Source organism: Pseudomonas sp. CM27 (assembly GCF_013179515.1).
In the GTDB taxonomy this organism is placed as follows: domain Bacteria; phylum Pseudomonadota; class Gammaproteobacteria; order Pseudomonadales; family Pseudomonadaceae; genus Aquipseudomonas.
Map to the genome: position 1 here is coordinate 1 of NZ_JABMCN010000029.1, position 15,321 is coordinate 15,321.

The following is a 15,321-nucleotide window of genomic DNA, read 5'->3' on the forward strand; positions in this document are numbered from 1 at the left end:
AAGAAGAGTACTGGCTGACCGCCTACGTCACCGATTTCCTCCTGCGTGCCCGGGAGCAGGGTTATGGCGTGCCGGCCGAAGCGCTGAAGAAGGCCAGCGAGCGCCTGCTGCGCTACCTGCAGGAGCGTAACCTGATCGAAGTTGACTACAGCGAAAACGCCGACCATACCCGCTTTGCCGTGCAGGCCTATGCGGCGCTGGTGCTGTCGCGCAGCCAGCAGGCGCCGCTGGGCGCCCTGCGTGGCCTGTTCGAGCGCCGCGCCGACGCCCGCTCTGGCCTGCCGCTGGTGCAGCTGGCGGTGGCGCTGGACAAGATGGGTGACAAGCCGCGTGCCGAACAGGCGTTGCAGGCTGGCTTGGGTATCAGCCGCGGCAAAGGCTGGATGGCCGACTACGGCAGTGCGCTGCGCGACCAGGCGCTGATTCTGGCGCTGCTGCAGGAGAGCAACCTGGCCAGCAGCCAGGTCGATCAGCGCCTGTTCGCCTTGTCGGATGAACTGGCGGCCAACCGCTGGCTGTCGACCCAGGAGCGCAACGCCCTGTTCCTTGCCGGGCGCGGCCTGCTGGGCAAGCCCGAAGGCAAGTGGCAGGCCCGCCTGGACAGCGCTGGCGAGGTGCGCGAGTTCAACAATGCCGAGGCTGGCATGAAGCTGGAAGGCCCTTTGCTGGCCTCGCCGCTAAGTGTGCAGAACCAGGGCAGCGAAACGTTGTACCAGCAACTGACCTTGTCCGGTTACCCACGCCAGGCGCCTGCGGCCGGCGGCAACGGGCTGCAGATCCGTCGTGAGTATCTGGGCATGAATGGCCAACCGCTGGACCTGCACAACCTGCGCAGTGGCGACCTGGTACTGGTGCACCTGGCACTCAAGGCCGAAGAGCGTGTGCCGGATGCGCTGGTGGTGGACCTGCTGCCGGCAGGCCTGGAGCTGGAAAACCAGAACCTGGCACAAAGTGCCGCCAGCCTGGATAACGCCAGCAGCGCGGTGAAGGAATGGCGCGAGTCGATGCAGAACGCCAGCGTGGTGCACCAGGAATACCGTGATGACCGTTACGTCGCCGCGCTGAAACTCGACGGCTACGGCACCACCCACCTGCTGTACCTGGCGCGGGCGGTGACCCCGGGCACGTACCGCGTGCCGCCGCCGCAGGTCGAGTCGATGTACCGGCCGAACCTGCAGGCGGTGGGGGATGGGCAAGGGGAGATGACCGTCAAGGCCCGCTAAGGCGAAAGCTGCACATGAGCAGCCTCGTGCTGCGAAGAGGCCGGTAAGCCCCATGAAAAGGGAGCTAGCAGTACCGGCCTCTTCGCAGCACAAGGCTGCTCATACAAAAGATGTCGCTTCGGCTTTCAGTGAATCACCCAGCTCATCACCCACAGTCCCAGCACCAGCCAGATGATCCCAAGGATGATCGAGGCGCGCATGAACGCGCGGATGGCCGAGTACAGCAGCATCAGGCCGATGATCAGGGCCAGGATGCTGACCAGCGAGGTGTCCATGCCCAAGGTGCGCGCCAGGCCGTCGATGAAATTGCCACCGGCATTGGCCAGCAGGTTGAATAGCCCGCTCAAAGCGTCGACGATGATGCGGATCAACGACCCCAGTGCCTGGCCCAGCCACTCGAAAAAACCTTCTACATGCATAGTTGCTTCCTGATGAACGAATCGGCGAGTCTGCCGTTCCCAAGCCTTTGGCCATTCGCTGGCCAGGTCGGTTCCCGATGCCAAGCTTAGCGCGGCCACGCACCCGTGCGGGCAAGCTGTTGCGCGCCATGGCGATCGGCATGCTGGTGCTGTTCGGCCTGGTCTGGCTGGCCGACCGTATCTGGCCGCTGCCACTGCCGGGCGACGACCTGGCCCGGGTGGTGCTGGCCGAGGACGGTACGCCACTGTGGCGCTTTGCCGATGCCGAGGGTGTCTGGCGCTACCCGGTGAGCCCTGACCAGGTTTCGCCGTTGTACCTGCAGGCCTTGCTGACCTACGAGGACCGCTGGTTCTACAGCCATCCGGGGGTCAACCCGTTCGCGCTGGCACGCGCTGCCTGGCTGAACCTGCGGGGCGGGCGTGTGGTGTCGGGCGGCAGCACGCTGTCGATGCAGGTGGCGCGCCTGCTCGACCCGCATGACCGTACCCTGGCCGGGAAACTGCGGCAGCTGTGGCGTACGGCGCAGCTGGAATGGCATTTGTCCAAACGTGACATCCTGCAGATATACCTGAACCGTGCGCCCTTCGGCGGTACCTTGCAGGGTGTTGCGGCGGCCAGCTGGGCATACTTGGGCAAGTCGCCCATGCACCTTAGCCCCGCCGAAGCGGCGCTGCTGGCGGTACTGCCCCAGGCGCCCAGCCGCCTGCGCCCCGACCGTCATCCCGAGCGCGCCCAGCGCGCCCGGGACAAGGTGCTGCAGCGCCTGGCCGAATACCAGGTGTGGCCTGAACAGCAAATCCGCGAGGCCGCCGAGGAACCTCTGGTGCTGGCGCCCCGCCAGGAACCGGCCCTGGCGCCGTTGCTGGCCCGGCGCCTGAACAGCGCCGACAGCCCGCCGCTGATCCGCACCACGCTCGATGCCGCGCTGCAGCGACGCCTTGAAGACTTGATGCTGGGTTGGCGCGCACGTCTGCCAGAGCGCACGTCCGCAGCCATTGTGGTGGTCGAGGCGCAGACCATGGCGGTGCGTGCCTATCTCGGCTCTATAGACCTGGCTGACGAACGCCGCTTCGGGCATGTGGACATGGTGCGTTCATTGCGCTCGCCCGGCTCGACCCTCAAGCCCTTCCTCTACGGCATGGCGCTGGATGATGGCCTGATCCATTCCGAATCGTTGTTGCAGGATGTGCCACGGCGCTACGGCGACTACCGCCCCGGCAATTTCTCGATGGGTTTCAGCGGGCCGGTTTCGGCCAGTTCGGCCTTGGCGCTGTCGCTCAACCTGCCGGCGGTGCAATTGCTGGAAGCTTACGGCCCCAAACGCTTTGCCGCGCAACTGCGCATGGCGGGCATGCCGCTGATACTCCCGCCGTTGGCCGAGCCCAACCTGTCGCTGATCCTTGGCGGCGCCGGTAGCCGGCTGGAGGAACTGGTTGGCGGGTATGCGGCGCTGGCACGGGGTGGCAACAGTGCCCGGGTGCGCCTGCAACCGCAGGACCCGCTGGTCGAACGCCGCCTGCTGTCGCCAGGGGCGGCGTGGATCATCCGGCGCATCCTCAGTGGGCAGGCCCGCCCGGACCGTGACCCGCATGCCGAGTTGGTGCAGCGCCCGCAACTGGCCTGGAAGACCGGCACCAGTTACGGCTTTCGCGATGCCTGGTCGATTGGCGTTGGCCCGCGCTACCTGATCGGCGTATGGATCGGCCGCCCCGACGGCACGCCGGTGCCCGGCCAGTTCGGCCTGGCTTCGGCGGCGCCGCTGATGCTGCAGGTGCACGACCTGCTGAGCAACCGTGACAGCCAGCGTGGCATCAGTGTGCCGGTCGAACGGGTGCCGGCAAATGTCGGGGTGGCGGCGATCTGTTGGCCTTTGGGCCAGCCGATGAGCAGGAAGGACCCCAACTGCCGACGTCAGCGCTTTGCCTGGACCCTGGACGGCACCACACCGCCGACCCTGCAGGCCGCCGACCAGCCCTTGGGGCTGGGTTTGCGCGAAAGTGTGTGGGTCAACGACCAGGGGCTGCGCGTGGATGGTAGTTGCCCGGGTGCCAAGGCCCGCGATATCGCCCTTTGGCCGGCGCCGCTTGAGCCTTGGCTGCCCCGGGTCGAGCGGCGCGCGGCACGGCTGCCGGCCATCGACCCGGCCTGCCCAGCGCAAGTGACGGCCAGCGCGCCACCGCTGTCAATCGTCGGCGTGCGCCCGGGCGACAACTTGCGTCGCCCGGTCACCAGCAGCGAGCCGCTGCAGTTGCATGTGTCGGCCCTGGGCGGTGGCGGGCGGCGCTGGTGGTTCCTCAATGGCCAGCCATTGGGGGAAACCCAGGGGCAAGACAGCTTGCTGCTGCGCTTGCCGCAGGTCGGGCAGGCCGAGCTTAGTGCACTGGATGAAAGCGGCGAGACGGCGCGGGTGATGTTGCAGGTCAGCGAGTGATGCCGTGTATTACTGGCGAGCGCCCGACAGCCAGTATTTCTGACAGTTGTTCACGGCCTCTGTAAACATTAATGTCAGGCGTGAAACTCTCCTGATGGCTATCTAGTCTATGAATGCTATGAAGTCAGCGGAATCTGACGCTGAAAGCGCCATACCTATTGGCAACCCGCACAGCATCGCAGTGTCTTTGGTCTATACACCATATGGTCATGAAAGCGCTGGGGGTAGCGTCCAAGAGGAAGTCAGATTTGTCGGCCAACTGCATCACCGACCGCTTAATGGTTACCTCCTGGGTAATGGGCATCGCCTCTACCATCCCGGTATTTTCCGCTTCGCCTCACCTGATCAGCAAAGCCCGTTTGCCGAGGGGGGAGTGAATGCATACGCCTACTGTGCCGGTGATCCTGTCAACTACCTTGATATTTCAGGAAGGAATCGAGGAAGGGTCAAGCGCTCCAGCTCTTTGCCGCGGCTATCCCGGCCGTCTGTCGGCAGTACCCCTTTGAGAAATGCCCAGTCCTCGCTAGCGCTGCATCCTGAGACCCTGCATGGCCAAGCTACCAAGTTTACTGAGTACTTGAAGGCCTGGATTATAGAGGACGGCCTTCAAGACAGTATTCATATAACAGCCCAAGCCGAGGTAATGGCGAAAGCAGATCGCTTCAACTGGGGGCGCTTGGGTGATGCTGTCGCGTTGGAGGTGACGCAGGCAATCGTCGACACACAATTATCGGGCGGGTTTGTTCATTTCTCCGTGAAAGACGACGGACTGTTCATGCGTAGCTTCCCGGCAGAGAGCCGTCAGAGCGTGATGCTTCACATAAGGGGTAGCGTGAGAGACATGCCAACCCGTCCAGTGTAAACCCGTGTTTCTGCACGCCATGACGAAACCTGAAAGCGGGGATACAGCGCGGGTGGCGTTCCGGCTCAGCGATCAGGCGTTCGACGGCAGCCGGGCCAGCACCTACGCTAGCAGGTGACGGGCGTGAGCGGCTGGCGCCCGCAATTCAAGGGAACATGGAGCGCCCTATGCGTCCACTGGCCGTGCCCCTGCTGTTGCTGCCCTGGGCGCTTGTGGCCCAGGCCGGGCCGTTGCCGGTGTTCTTCGACAGCCATGAATACGAACGTCGCCTGCCCAGTACCAACCTGCCCACGGATGCCTATCGCCCTGTCAGCTCGAGCCCGCGGCTAGCCATGGCGGACGACCATCGCCATGCCTGGGCACCTGTAGAGACGCGGCTGGTGCTGCACAAGGTGCGCTTCGAGGGCGGCACGGTGTTCTCCTTGAGCGACCTGCGCGAGCACTATCAGCCGCTGATCGGGCGCGAGATCACTCTTGGCGAACTGCAGCAATACACCCGGCGCCTGACCCAGCGCTATCGGCAGGCGGGCTATCCGGTTTCTTATGCCTACCTGCCGCCACAGGATGTGGCCGACGGGCGCATCAATGTGGTGCTGGTAGAAGGTTATATCCGGGACTACCGCGTGGACGGCGATATTGGCCCGGCCAGCGATTATCTGCAGCAACTGCTGGTGCAGCTTGAGGCAGAGCGCCCGTTGACCCAGGAAACGCTGGAGCGCTATGTGGGGCTGGCCCAGCGCATTCCCGGTGTGGCGATAGATGCCGAACTGGCCGTGGCACAGGCCGTTGATGGTGCTGCCCGGCTGACTGTGCACGCGCGGCGCAAGCCGTTTGGCGCTGGTGTTACCTTCGCGCAGTCAAACCGTGAAGCTGCGCAGGCGCTGTTCACAGCCACCAGCAATGCCCAGACCCGCTTTGCCGAACAACTTACCGCCAGCCTGCTGCTGCCCGCTGGAGATGACCATGTCCATTACCAGCGCCTGGACTACAGCCAGTACCTGGACGCCGCCGGCAGCCAGCTGCTGCTGTCGGCTTCACGCTACCGCAGCGAGCCTGGCACGCGTATTCGCCTGGACGATGGCCTGGACATCTTGCGCAAGCGCGACAGCGAGCGTTTCGAGATTGGCTTGCGCCAGCCGGTAATTGTCAGGCCAGGGGAGTGGATGGCGCTGCAGGGGCATTTGTATTCGGTCAGCGAGCATCTTGAGGACCAGGGGGAAGGTCCGCCATCATCAGGGAAGTACGACACCTATGTACGTGCACTGTCGTTCGAAGGCGACTGGCGCGAGGCGCAAGGGGGGCGTTTGCGTATCGTCAGTGCTGGTGTGTATCAGGGCCTGGATTACCTGGGCGGGCGCAGCGATGCCGATTACGATCTGGATTTTTTGCGGCTGCGGCTTTCGGGGTTGCAGAGCGACCTGCTGTTCGATAATTGGCAGGGGGTGGTGTCCGGGGCGTTGTACTGGAGTGATGACCGGCTGCCCGACAGCGAGCGTGCGGGGTTTGGCGGGCAGAGTTTCGGGCGCGGTTATCCACGTGACCAGGCAGACGGGGACAAGGGGTGGGGGGTGGCTTACGAGTTGAACTACAGCCTGCGAGGTAGCTGGCTGGCGCTGGTGCAGCCCTATGCTCTGGTAGATGCGGCGCAGGCCTGGCATCACCGGGGGGCGGTGCAGGATGCCCATCTGGCTTCGGTGGGGCTTGGGGTGCGGGTTGGAGACAGGCGCTTTTTCAATGTGACGCTGGAGGTGGCGAAGCCTCTGGCGGATGTGGCGCTGGATAGCCTGGACCGCGGGCCACGGGTGAGCTTGAGTGTTGGGGTTCAGCTGTAGGGGGGGCTGCCATCGGCGGCAGGCCAGCCCCCAACAGGGATCGCATCAGGGCAAACACCTGTCAGCGCGAACGCAACTTGCCAAACATCAATGGGTGGTGAACCGCTGATGCACCGGCGATGAACTCGGCGTCAGCGCCAGTGCCAGCTGGGTACGGTTATGCATGTGGGTCAGGCGCAACACCTGCGACACATACAGTTTCACCGTGTTTTCGGTAATGCCCAGCTCACAGGCGATCTGGTAATTGGTCTTGCCCTTGCTGACCAGGCGTGCGACCTCCAATTGCCGCGGCGACAGCTTCTCGAACGCCGCAGGCAGCTCGCTTTCAGGCTCTTCGACATCACTGGCACGTCGGTTAACACCTTGGCCACGGGCTCTTTCCAGGTCCTGATACAGCTCGTCCACAGAGTCGGCCAGGTCTTGCAGGCGCTGGTTCAACCCGCCCAGGTCGCGGAAGTTGCGCTGACGCTTCAGCAACGCTTCTTCCTGCTGGCGCACACCCTCCAGCAACTCATCAAGGTCCATCGGTTTCTGGTAATAATCGGCAAACCCTTCGCGTAGCGCGCGGATCACGTCCTGCTTCTCGGCACGTCCGGTAAGCATGATGGCCTCGAACATGCGCTGGCTGCCGTCGACTTGCTTGAGCGCGCGTACCAGGTCTATCCCGTCCCGATCCGGCATGTGCAGATCGCAGATGACCAGGCCAATGGTCGGGTCTGCCACATAACGTTCGATGGCTTCGTCAGTAGAATGGGCCGATACGGTCGCGTAGCCCTTGGTTTCGAGGAATTCACACAGTTGTTCGACAATGACCGGCTGGTCATCAACGACCAACACCTTCACTTCACTCACTGGTCTGGACACGATCAACTCCCTGTTCGTATACGGCCCTGCTCCCGGGCCAGACGCTCTGGCAGTATAAAAGTAGTCGCTCTGAGCGATTATGTACAAGGTATGTACAACAGATCGGACCGCAGTGAAGCTCATTGGATCCATACGGCTGTCAGAAGAAAGCCCGCGAGCACATAAGGCACGAACGCCTGCTTGTCCCCCATCTCCTCGGTCAGCGCCTGCAAACGCTTCTTCACCTTGGGGTTGAGCAGGGTCCACAGGCGCCGTCGGGTGAGCAGCCACAGCAGCACGCTGACCCCGGCCCCGATGAACGTACCCAGCACATATTGCGGGCTGGTGGCCAGGGCCAGGGCGCCCATCAGCTTGACGTCGTCGGCGCCGAAGCGGCCCAGCATGTAGCCAGGCAACGTCAGCAGCATGACGATGGCCAGCGCCCACCCGGCATCACTGGCATCGGCGCCGATCCAGGTGCGGCCAGTGGCAAACAGCCAGACCAGGGCGCAGGTGGCCACACCCACGGTCAGGAGGTTGGAGATCTGGCGTTGACGCACATCCTGTTCGGAGCACAAGGCAAGCCACAGCAGGAGAACGATGCTTTGCATGGGCAGTTCGCCTTTCCCAATGTTGAACACTTCTACCCGGTCAGTCAGGTTTCCTTAAGTGAAGATAGACGGGAACCGGCAGGCGAGTGGGCTGGAAAGGCTAAAAGGCGTGCCTGGAATGAATTTTGTCGTAGTTGTCACATGCCTGAACCCGCCCCCCACAGGGGCTACGAATCAGCCAGGAGCGAATTACAGGGCTATTTCTTGCTCCCTGGTGGGTAGTTGCCCAGCACCTTGGCCACGGTGCTCTGGATGGCGCTGTTGCGTTCCTCCGGGCTGGGCGGATAATTGTTCATGATCTGTTCGGCACTGCCGCGCCACACCAGCTTGCCGTCGCGGCCATCGAACATATCGATCTGGATGGTGGCGACCTTGTAATCGACACTGCGCGTCTCGTTATACATCGGACCGCCCCAATAGCCGCCCCAGTAACCACCCCAGCCACCGCCGTAGTTGGTGGTGATCTGCTGCTGGCGCTGTTCGACGATCAGGTAAGAGCGCACCATCAGGTCAGGCCGCCCGCCGCCCTGCACCGGGCGCAGGCCACGCTGGTCGAGCTGGTCGGCAACGGCCTGGCGGATGCGCTGCTCGGTCAGGTCGCTCTTGATCCGCGGGTCGTCAGGGCGATACTGCAGGCCCGGCTCCTGCCACGCCCAGCTGCGGTAGGCGGCGAAATCGCGGCTGGCATCGAAATCCTGCTGAACGTTGTTGCTTGAGCAGGCAGCCAGCAACAACGCGAATGACAGTAGAACGAGACGGCGCAACATGATGGTTCTCCGTTAAGCGTTAACTGGGAGGATAGCCGCTGAGCGCCTTGTGCACAGAATCGCGCAGGGCACTTTCGCGGTCGCGCGGCGAGTCCTTGTCGCTGCCGCTTTCGGCGCTGGCGCTCCAGACCGGCTGGCCGTTGCGGGCGTCGAACAGGTCGATGCGCACCACCATCACCTCCACCTCGTAGGTGCGCACGATGGGCACGCTGGCGTAACCCCCGTAGCCATGCCGATAGCCGCCGTAACCGACACCGCCATACGGGGATGGGCCGTAGTAGGGGTCGTATGAGTCGTAGTCACGCACCTGGCGCAAGCGCTTTTCCAGGCGAATGTCGGCGCTGACCAGCAAATCGCCGGCACCCCCCCGGGCGGGGCGCAGGCCATGCTGGTCGAGCGCGCCGCTTACGGCATCGGCCAGCTGTGCCGGGTCGGCATTAGCCGAGCCGCTGGGTAGCTGGCCACTGCGCCAGCTCCAGCTGCGGTACTGACCGTAATCACGAGAGGGCGCCGGGTAGGCACTGGCATCGAAGGTGCTGGCCGCCTGGGCCGGGGCCGGGGGCAGCGGGCGGCTGCTGGCCACATACGGGTTGCTGCCCTGGCAGCCAGCCAGGGCAAGCGGCAGCAGGGCCAGGCACAAAAGACGGTACGGCATTAATTCCTCCCGGCGGGCGGGTCAACGCGGGCGGCAGACCCAGTGCAGGTAGCGGCCAAGGCCGGCGAAGCTGGGGTGGCGACGATAGGCGAGTTCCATTTCCAGCAGGTCGAGTAGTTCGGCCTTGCCCTGGAATTCCTTGGGCATGTAGTCGTGGAACACGCGTACGCCGCTCTCGCTTTCGACCTGCCACATAGGATCAAGTTGCGCCTTGAGTTCACGTGGATCAAGCGGTTTCTGTGGGGTCAGGCTCTGCTTTTCACCTTCCAGCCGGTTGCTGCGCAACTTACGGAAGTGGCCTTTGAGCAGGTTGCGGTAGACCAGTGCGTCGCGGTTGTAGAACGCCAGTGACAACCAGCCGTTGGCGGCCGTGAGCTGGTGCAGCACAGGCAGGATGCTTTCGGGTTCGGCCAGCCATTCGAGCACGGCGTGGCACAGCACCAGGTCGTAGGGCTCGGTGAGCAGGCCGAGCAGGTCCTGCCAGGGGGCCTGAATGAAGGTGGCCGGTTGGCCGGCTTCGGCAAAGCGCGCCCGCGCGCCGTCGAGCATCGGCGCGGCAGGTTCGGCCAAGGTCAGCTGATGGCCGCGCTGGGCCAGCCACAGGGCCATATGGCCCAGCCCGGCGCCGATATCGAGGATGCGCAGTGGGCGGTCGGGCAGGGCCTCGGCCAGGTCGGCCTGCAGCACGGCCAGGCGGATGGCGCCCTTGGCACCGCCGTAGATCTTCTCGGCGAAGCGGGTGGCCAGTTCATCGAAGTGACGGTCGTTCATCGGGCGAAGCGCCTTTCGCTATCGGCCAGCTTGGCCCGCACCACCTGGTCCATGTCCAGGCCCAGTTCGCTGCACAGCAGCAACAGGTAGAGCACTATATCGCCGACTTCCTGGCCGGCGTGGGCAAGCTGGTCGGCTGGCAGCTGGCGCGACTGGTCCTCGCTCAGCCACTGGAAGATTTCCACCAGCTCGGCCATTTCGACGCTGGCGGCCATGGCCAGGTTCTTCGGGCTGTGGAAACCTCTCCAGTCGTTGGTGTCGCGGATCTGGTGCAGGCGTTGGGTGAGTTCTTGCAGGTTCATCGGGTTCTCCTAATGCTGCATAGCTTCTGCCCAGGCCCGATGCAAAGCAAGCGCCTAAAGCCGATCCCAGCGCCCGACCATGTGCAGCACGCCGCCATGCCCATCCAGCCGTAACTGACCCGAAGGCCCCGCCTCGGTGGCGCTGAGCACTACCTCTGACGGCAGTCGCACCGGCTTGCGGAAATCCACTTCGAAGGCATAGCCACTGTGCGGCAGATGCCCGTTCAACGCTGCCAGGGCCATGGCCTTGCTCCACATGCCATGGGCGATGGCCGTAGGGAAGCCGAACAGCCGCGCACTGGCGGCGCTGAGGTGGATAGGGTTGTAGTCCCCGCAGACCTTGGCATAGCGCCGACCGATGTCACTGTCGGCGTACCAGCGGGTGGCCTCGGGCAGTGATGCTGGCTCACCCTCGGCAGGCTCTGCTGTTGCCCCTTCGAGCTTCAGCCCGCGCACCAGCATGCGGCTGGTCTCGCGCCACAGCAGGCCGATGCTGTCTTCAGCCTCGGTGACCAGGTCGAAGGTGCCGCCCTTGGCATGGGGCTGTAGATTATTCGCGTACACCGCAAAGCGCAGCCCCTCGACACCGCCAAGCGGGCGCAGCACTTCGATGCGGTTGTGCAGGTGCACCAGGCCCAGCAGCGGGAAAGGGAAGCCTTGGCCAGTCATCAACTGCAGCTGCAGGGTGAAGGCCATGATGTGTGGATAAGTACCCGGCAGCCGCCCGTTGTCGGGGAAGTGGCAGAGCCGCCGATAGGCGCCGAGGTTGTCCGGCTGAACCCGGATGAAGCAACGCAGGCCATCCTGCGGAAGTTGCTCGCCGCTGATCTTGCGCTTGCTCGCTGCACGCAGGTACAGGCTGGCGCGCGAAGCGGGGCTGTGCAGGTCGTGCCATTGTCGGTCCATGCTTACGCCCCCATCAGTGCCTGGCCACATACGCGCAGCACCTGGCCATTGACCGCCCCGGAGCCTGGCTGGCTGAGCCAGGCGATGGCTTCGGCGACGTCCTGCGGGCGGCCACCCTGGCCCAGGGTACTCAAGCGCCTGCCGGCTTCGCGCAGGCCCATGGGCATTGCCGCCGTCATGTGCGATTCGATGAAGCCGGGCGCCACGGCATTGATGCTGCCACCCCGTTCGGCAAGCCTGGGCGCCCAGGCCTGGGCCAGGCCAATCAGGCCGGCCTTGCTGGCGGCATAGTTGGCCTGCCCGCGGTTGCCGGCGATGCCGCTCACCGAGGCCAGCAGGGTGATGCGGGCATCTTCCCCCAAGGCGCCGTTGTCATGCAGCGCCTGGGTCAGTACCTGCGGCGCCTTGAGGTTGACCGCCAGCACCGCGTCCCAGTATTCGGGGGTCATGTTGGCCAAGGTCTTGTCGCGGGTAATGCCGGCGTTATGCACCACGATGTCGATGCCCTCTGGCAAGGCTGCGAGCAGCTGTGTTGCCGCGTCGCTGGCGCAGATATCCAGCGCCAGCGCTTTGCCGCCCAGGCGTGCAGCGAGGGCGTCGAGGTCCTGGCTGGCTTGCGGGACATCGAGCAGCAGCACGTCGGCGCCGTCCCGGGCCAGGGTCTCGGCGATGGCTGCACCGATACCGCGTGCAGCGCCTGTGACCAGGGCGCGACGGCCAGCCAGTGGCCGGGTCCAGTCTTCGACCTGGCTGGCGCAGGCCTCCAGGCGTAACACCTGGCCAGAAACAAAGGCGCTTTTCGGTGACAGGAAGAACCGCAGCGCACCTTCCAGCTGGTCTTCCGCGCCGGGGCTGACATACAGCAACTGTGCAGTCGCGCCATTGCGCAGCTCCTTGGCCAGCGAGCGGCTGAAGCCTTCGAGGGCACGCTGGGCGACGCTGGCCAACGGGTTGTCGAGGCTTTCCGGGGCCCGCCCCAGCACCACCACATGGGCACAGGGGGCGAGGCTGCGCAGCAGTGGCTGGAAAAACTCGCGCAACTGCTTGAGCGCATCGCTGTCGGACAGATGACTGGCATCGAATACCACGGCCTTGATCTTCGGCCCCAGGCCGGCGACCCAGGCCTCGGCCTGCAGGTTGTCGGCATTGAAGCTGTAAAGCTCGTCGGTCAGGCGCGCTGCGATGGCTTGCACTTTGCCCGCCAGTGGTCCGCCACCCAACACCAGGGCGCCTTCCACCGGGCGCAGGCGACCTGACTGCCAGCGCTCCAGCGGTGCGGGTGCTGGCAGGCCCAAGGCATCCACCAGCCGGCGCCCGAGGTTGGAGTTGGCAAAGTCGAGATAACGATCGCTCATTGAGTGGTCTCCGCAAGGCAGGCTTGAAAGTGTGGACCAAGTTTGTGTCGACACGTTCGAATCGTGGCAAAAACACCTAGGCTGTAACGGGTCAAATTGTTTCTGGAGGAACCAACGCATGCGTTCATCTCGCCGGGTAGCGATCCTGGGCGGCAACCGAATACCCTTTGCCCGCTCCAATGGCGCCTACGCAACGGCCAGTAACCAGGCGATGCTGACCGTCGCCCTGGAAGGCTTGATCGAACGCTATCGCCTGCATGGGCTGCGAATGGGGGAGGTGGTGGCTGGCGCCGTGCTGAAGCATTCGCGCGACATGAACCTGACCCGCGAATGCGTGCTGGGATCACGGTTGTCGCCCCAGACGCCGGCGTATGACATCCAGCAAGCTTGTGGCACCGGGCTTGAGGCGGCGCTGCTGGTGGCCAACAAGATTGCCCTGGGCCAGATCGACTGCGGCATTGCCGGCGGTGTGGACACCACCTCGGATGTACCGATTGCCGTCAGCGAAGGCCTGCGCCATATCCTGTTGCAGGCCAGCCGTGGCAAAAGCCTGGGCGAGCGGCTGCAGCCCTTTCTCAAGCTGCGCCCTCACCACCTGAAGCCCGAGTTGCCGCGCAACGGTGAACCGCGCACGGGGTTGTCGATGGGCGAGCATTGCGAGCGCATGGCCCAGGCCTGGCGTATCGGCCGTGCCGAACAGGACGAACTGGCGCTGCTCAGCCACCAGAAGCTTGCCGCCGCCTATGCCGGGGGATGGCAGGATGATTTGCTGACGCCGTTTCTTTCGCTTGCGCGGGACAACAACCTGCGCCCGGACCTGACCCTGGAGCAGCTGGCCAGGCTCAAGCCAGCCTTCGATCGCAGTGGCCAGGGCACGCTGACGGCGGGCAACTCCACGCCGCTTACCGATGGTGCCTCGCTGGTGCTGCTGGGCACCGAGGAATGGGCTGCGCAGCAGGGCCTGCCGGTGCTGGCTTACCTGGTCGATGGCGAGACAGCAGCGGTGGACTTTGTCACCGGCCGCGAAGGGCTGTTGATGGCCCCGGCTTACGCGGTGCCGCGTTTGCTGGCGCGCAACGGCCTGACGCTGCAGGACTTTGACTACTACGAAATCCATGAAGCCTTTGCGGCCCAGGTGCTGTGCACACTCAAGGCCTGGGAGGATGCCGAATTCTGCCGTGAGCGGCTGGGGCTGGATGCGCCGCTTGGGTCAATCGACCGCAGCAAGCTCAACGTCAAGGGCAGTTCGCTGGCGGCCGGCCACCCGTTTGCGGCGACTGGCGGCCGGATATTGGCCAACCTGGCCAAGCTGCTGGCGACCGCAGGAAAGGGGCGGGGGCTGATCTCGATCTGCGCGGCGGGTGGGCAGGGCGTGACTGTCATCATGGAGCGGTGATTCTTCGGGCTACCGCGTCGACTTCTTCGCGGGTGAACCCGCTCCCACAGGGCTATGCGAAACCCTGTGGGAGCGGGTTCACCCGCGAAGCAGGCGGTAAACTGTTAGGCTTGTCTGCTCAGAACTACAAGAAACCGCCATGCCGATCATCGGACAACCCCGCGCCCTTCCGGCGCTGGATCATCTGCCCAGGCCCCTCTACGCCCGTTCGGAGAGCCTCGGCGCCGGTTCCTGGACGACCCGGCACCAGCACGACTGGGTGCAGTTTTCCTACGCCATCAGCGGAGTGCTGGGCGTGTACACCCATGAGGGCAGCTACTTCGCCCCGCCGCAATGGGGTGTGTGGATTCCTGCCGATGCCGAGCACGAGGTGGTGACTTCGATGCGCGCCGAGATGCGCAGCCTGTACGTGCGTCGTGATGCCTGCCCATGGGCAGCGCAGCAATGCCGCGTGCTGGAGGTGACCCCGCTGGCGCGCGAGCTGATCAAGCAGTTCTGCCTGTTCCCGGCGGATTACCCGGAGGGCGACAGCGTCGAAGCACGCCTGGTAGCGGTGCTGCTTGACCAGTTGCGCAGCTTGCCGGAAGTAGGTTTTTCGCTGCCGTTGCCACGTCACCCCGGGCTGCTGGCGCTGTGCAACGGCCTGATCGCGGCGCCGGACCAGCCGCAAACCTTGCAGCAGTGGGCCCGGCAGCTGGGGTGTTCGGAGAAGACACTGATGCGGCTGTTCCAGCGCGAGACCGGCTTGAGCTTTCGCAACTGGCGCCAGCGCATGCGCCTGCTGTCATCGCTGGCGTTGCTGGAGGCGGGGGAGAATGTGACCGAGGCGGCGCTGGGCTGTGGGTATGATTCCACCTCGGCCTACATTGCCGCGTTCAAGCAGTTGTTCGGGGCAACGCCAGGGGAGTTGAAGCTTTAACGATCGGTCGCCAGTGCCGGCCCCTTCA

At 64.5% G+C, this 15,321-nt stretch carries 14 protein-coding genes and 1 pseudogene; 6 read left to right on the forward strand and 9 right to left on the reverse strand.

The window, feature by feature from the left end:
* Positions 1 to 1,223, forward strand: a pseudogene (locus HP547_RS05765) (alpha-2-macroglobulin family protein); the annotation flags it as partial.
* 125 nt (positions 1,224 to 1,348) lie between these two features.
* Here the strand turns inward: HP547_RS05765 and HP547_RS05770 are convergent.
* Positions 1,349 to 1,642, reverse strand: coding sequence for a hypothetical protein (locus HP547_RS05770; protein WP_172228263.1), 294 nt, complete (start codon positions 1,640 to 1,642; stop codon positions 1,349 to 1,351).
* Between the two features lie 77 nt (positions 1,643 to 1,719).
* Between HP547_RS05770 and pbpC the strand changes: the two genes are divergently transcribed.
* The 3 genes from pbpC (at position 1,720) to HP547_RS05785 (ending at position 6,768) form a co-directional block, all read left to right on the forward strand.
* Positions 1,720 to 4,074: a peptidoglycan glycosyltransferase PbpC gene (gene pbpC, locus HP547_RS05775; RefSeq protein ID WP_172285713.1), complete on the forward strand. Its 2,355-nt coding sequence runs from the start codon at positions 1,720 to 1,722 to the stop codon at positions 4,072 to 4,074.
* 109 nt (positions 4,075 to 4,183) lie between these two features.
* Positions 4,184 to 4,936, forward strand: coding sequence for an RHS repeat-associated core domain-containing protein (locus tag HP547_RS05780; RefSeq protein WP_172285714.1), 753 nt, complete (start codon positions 4,184 to 4,186; stop codon positions 4,934 to 4,936).
* A 167-nt stretch (positions 4,937 to 5,103) separates the two neighbouring features.
* On the forward strand, positions 5,104 to 6,768 hold the full coding sequence (locus HP547_RS05785; RefSeq protein ID WP_172285715.1) for a ShlB/FhaC/HecB family hemolysin secretion/activation protein: 1,665 nt from the start codon (positions 5,104 to 5,106) through the stop codon (positions 6,766 to 6,768).
* 87 nt (positions 6,769 to 6,855) lie between these two features.
* On the opposite strand, the gene HP547_RS05790 is transcribed toward HP547_RS05785, so the two are convergent.
* The 8 genes from HP547_RS05790 to HP547_RS05825 form a co-directional block, all read right to left on the reverse strand.
* Complete coding sequence (locus HP547_RS05790; RefSeq protein ID WP_372242863.1) at positions 6,856 to 7,632, reverse strand: response regulator; 777 nt, start codon at positions 7,630 to 7,632, stop codon at positions 6,856 to 6,858.
* 119 nt (positions 7,633 to 7,751) lie between these two features.
* Positions 7,752 to 8,222 (reverse strand): prepilin peptidase, encoded by a 471-nt coding sequence (locus tag HP547_RS05795; protein WP_172285717.1) that lies wholly within the window; start codon positions 8,220 to 8,222, stop codon positions 7,752 to 7,754.
* 197 nt (positions 8,223 to 8,419) lie between these two features.
* Positions 8,420 to 8,989, reverse strand: coding sequence for a DUF4136 domain-containing protein (locus HP547_RS05800; protein WP_172230130.1), 570 nt, complete (start codon positions 8,987 to 8,989; stop codon positions 8,420 to 8,422).
* A gap of 19 nt (positions 8,990 to 9,008) precedes the next feature.
* Positions 9,009 to 9,644, reverse strand: coding sequence for a DUF4136 domain-containing protein (locus tag HP547_RS05805; protein ID WP_172230127.1), 636 nt, complete (start codon positions 9,642 to 9,644; stop codon positions 9,009 to 9,011).
* Between the two features lie 21 nt (positions 9,645 to 9,665).
* On the reverse strand, positions 9,666 to 10,415 hold the full coding sequence (locus HP547_RS05810) for a methyltransferase domain-containing protein (protein WP_172230124.1): 750 nt from the start codon (positions 10,413 to 10,415) through the stop codon (positions 9,666 to 9,668).
* Positions 10,412 to 10,717: a MazG-like family protein gene (locus HP547_RS05815; RefSeq protein ID WP_172230121.1), complete on the reverse strand. Its 306-nt coding sequence runs from the start codon at positions 10,715 to 10,717 to the stop codon at positions 10,412 to 10,414. Before HP547_RS05815 ends, HP547_RS05810 begins: the two co-directional genes overlap by 4 nt.
* A 54-nt stretch (positions 10,718 to 10,771) precedes the next feature.
* A complete protein-coding gene (locus HP547_RS05820; RefSeq protein ID WP_172233572.1) occupies positions 10,772 to 11,623 on the reverse strand; it encodes a MaoC/PaaZ C-terminal domain-containing protein in 852 nt (283 codons plus the stop codon).
* 2 nt (positions 11,624 to 11,625) lie between these two features.
* Positions 11,626 to 12,978, reverse strand: coding sequence for a 3-oxoacyl-ACP reductase (locus tag HP547_RS05825; RefSeq protein WP_172285718.1), 1,353 nt, complete (start codon positions 12,976 to 12,978; stop codon positions 11,626 to 11,628).
* 118 nt (positions 12,979 to 13,096) lie between these two features.
* On the opposite strand from HP547_RS05825, the gene HP547_RS05830 reads away from it, so the two are divergent.
* Positions 13,097 to 14,374, forward strand: coding sequence for an acetyl-CoA C-acetyltransferase (locus HP547_RS05830; protein ID WP_172285719.1), 1,278 nt, complete (start codon positions 13,097 to 13,099; stop codon positions 14,372 to 14,374).
* A gap of 139 nt (positions 14,375 to 14,513) precedes the next feature.
* Positions 14,514 to 15,293, forward strand: coding sequence for a helix-turn-helix transcriptional regulator (locus tag HP547_RS05835; protein WP_172285720.1), 780 nt, complete (start codon positions 14,514 to 14,516; stop codon positions 15,291 to 15,293).
* Positions 15,294 to 15,321: the final 28 nt, after the last annotated feature.

What these genes read in the sequence shown, in the direction of transcription:
- HP547_RS05770 (WP_172228263.1), bottom strand. Translation starts at nt 1,642, where the DNA reads ATGCATGTAGAAGGTTTTTTCGAGTGGCTGGGCCAGGCACTGGGGTCG.
- pbpC (WP_172285713.1), top strand. Translation starts at nt 1,720, where the DNA reads ATGCCAAGCTTAGCGCGGCCACGCACCCGTGCGGGCAAGCTGTTGCGC.
- HP547_RS05780 (WP_172285714.1), top strand. Translation starts at nt 4,184, where the DNA reads ATGAATGCTATGAAGTCAGCGGAATCTGACGCTGAAAGCGCCATACCT.
- HP547_RS05785 (WP_172285715.1), top strand. Translation starts at nt 5,104, where the DNA reads ATGCGTCCACTGGCCGTGCCCCTGCTGTTGCTGCCCTGGGCGCTTGTG.
- HP547_RS05795 (WP_172285717.1), bottom strand. Translation starts at nt 8,222, where the DNA reads ATGCAAAGCATCGTTCTCCTGCTGTGGCTTGCCTTGTGCTCCGAACAG.
- HP547_RS05800 (WP_172230130.1), bottom strand. Translation starts at nt 8,989, where the DNA reads ATGTTGCGCCGTCTCGTTCTACTGTCATTCGCGTTGTTGCTGGCTGCC.
- HP547_RS05805 (WP_172230127.1), bottom strand. Translation starts at nt 9,644, where the DNA reads ATGCCGTACCGTCTTTTGTGCCTGGCCCTGCTGCCGCTTGCCCTGGCT.
- HP547_RS05810 (WP_172230124.1), bottom strand. Translation starts at nt 10,415, where the DNA reads ATGAACGACCGTCACTTCGATGAACTGGCCACCCGCTTCGCCGAGAAG.
- HP547_RS05815 (WP_172230121.1), bottom strand. Translation starts at nt 10,717, where the DNA reads ATGAACCTGCAAGAACTCACCCAACGCCTGCACCAGATCCGCGACACC.
- HP547_RS05820 (WP_172233572.1), bottom strand. Translation starts at nt 11,623, where the DNA reads ATGGACCGACAATGGCACGACCTGCACAGCCCCGCTTCGCGCGCCAGC.
- HP547_RS05825 (WP_172285718.1), bottom strand. Translation starts at nt 12,978, where the DNA reads ATGAGCGATCGTTATCTCGACTTTGCCAACTCCAACCTCGGGCGCCGG.
- HP547_RS05830 (WP_172285719.1), top strand. Translation starts at nt 13,097, where the DNA reads ATGCGTTCATCTCGCCGGGTAGCGATCCTGGGCGGCAACCGAATACCC.
- HP547_RS05835 (WP_172285720.1), top strand. Translation starts at nt 14,514, where the DNA reads ATGCCGATCATCGGACAACCCCGCGCCCTTCCGGCGCTGGATCATCTG.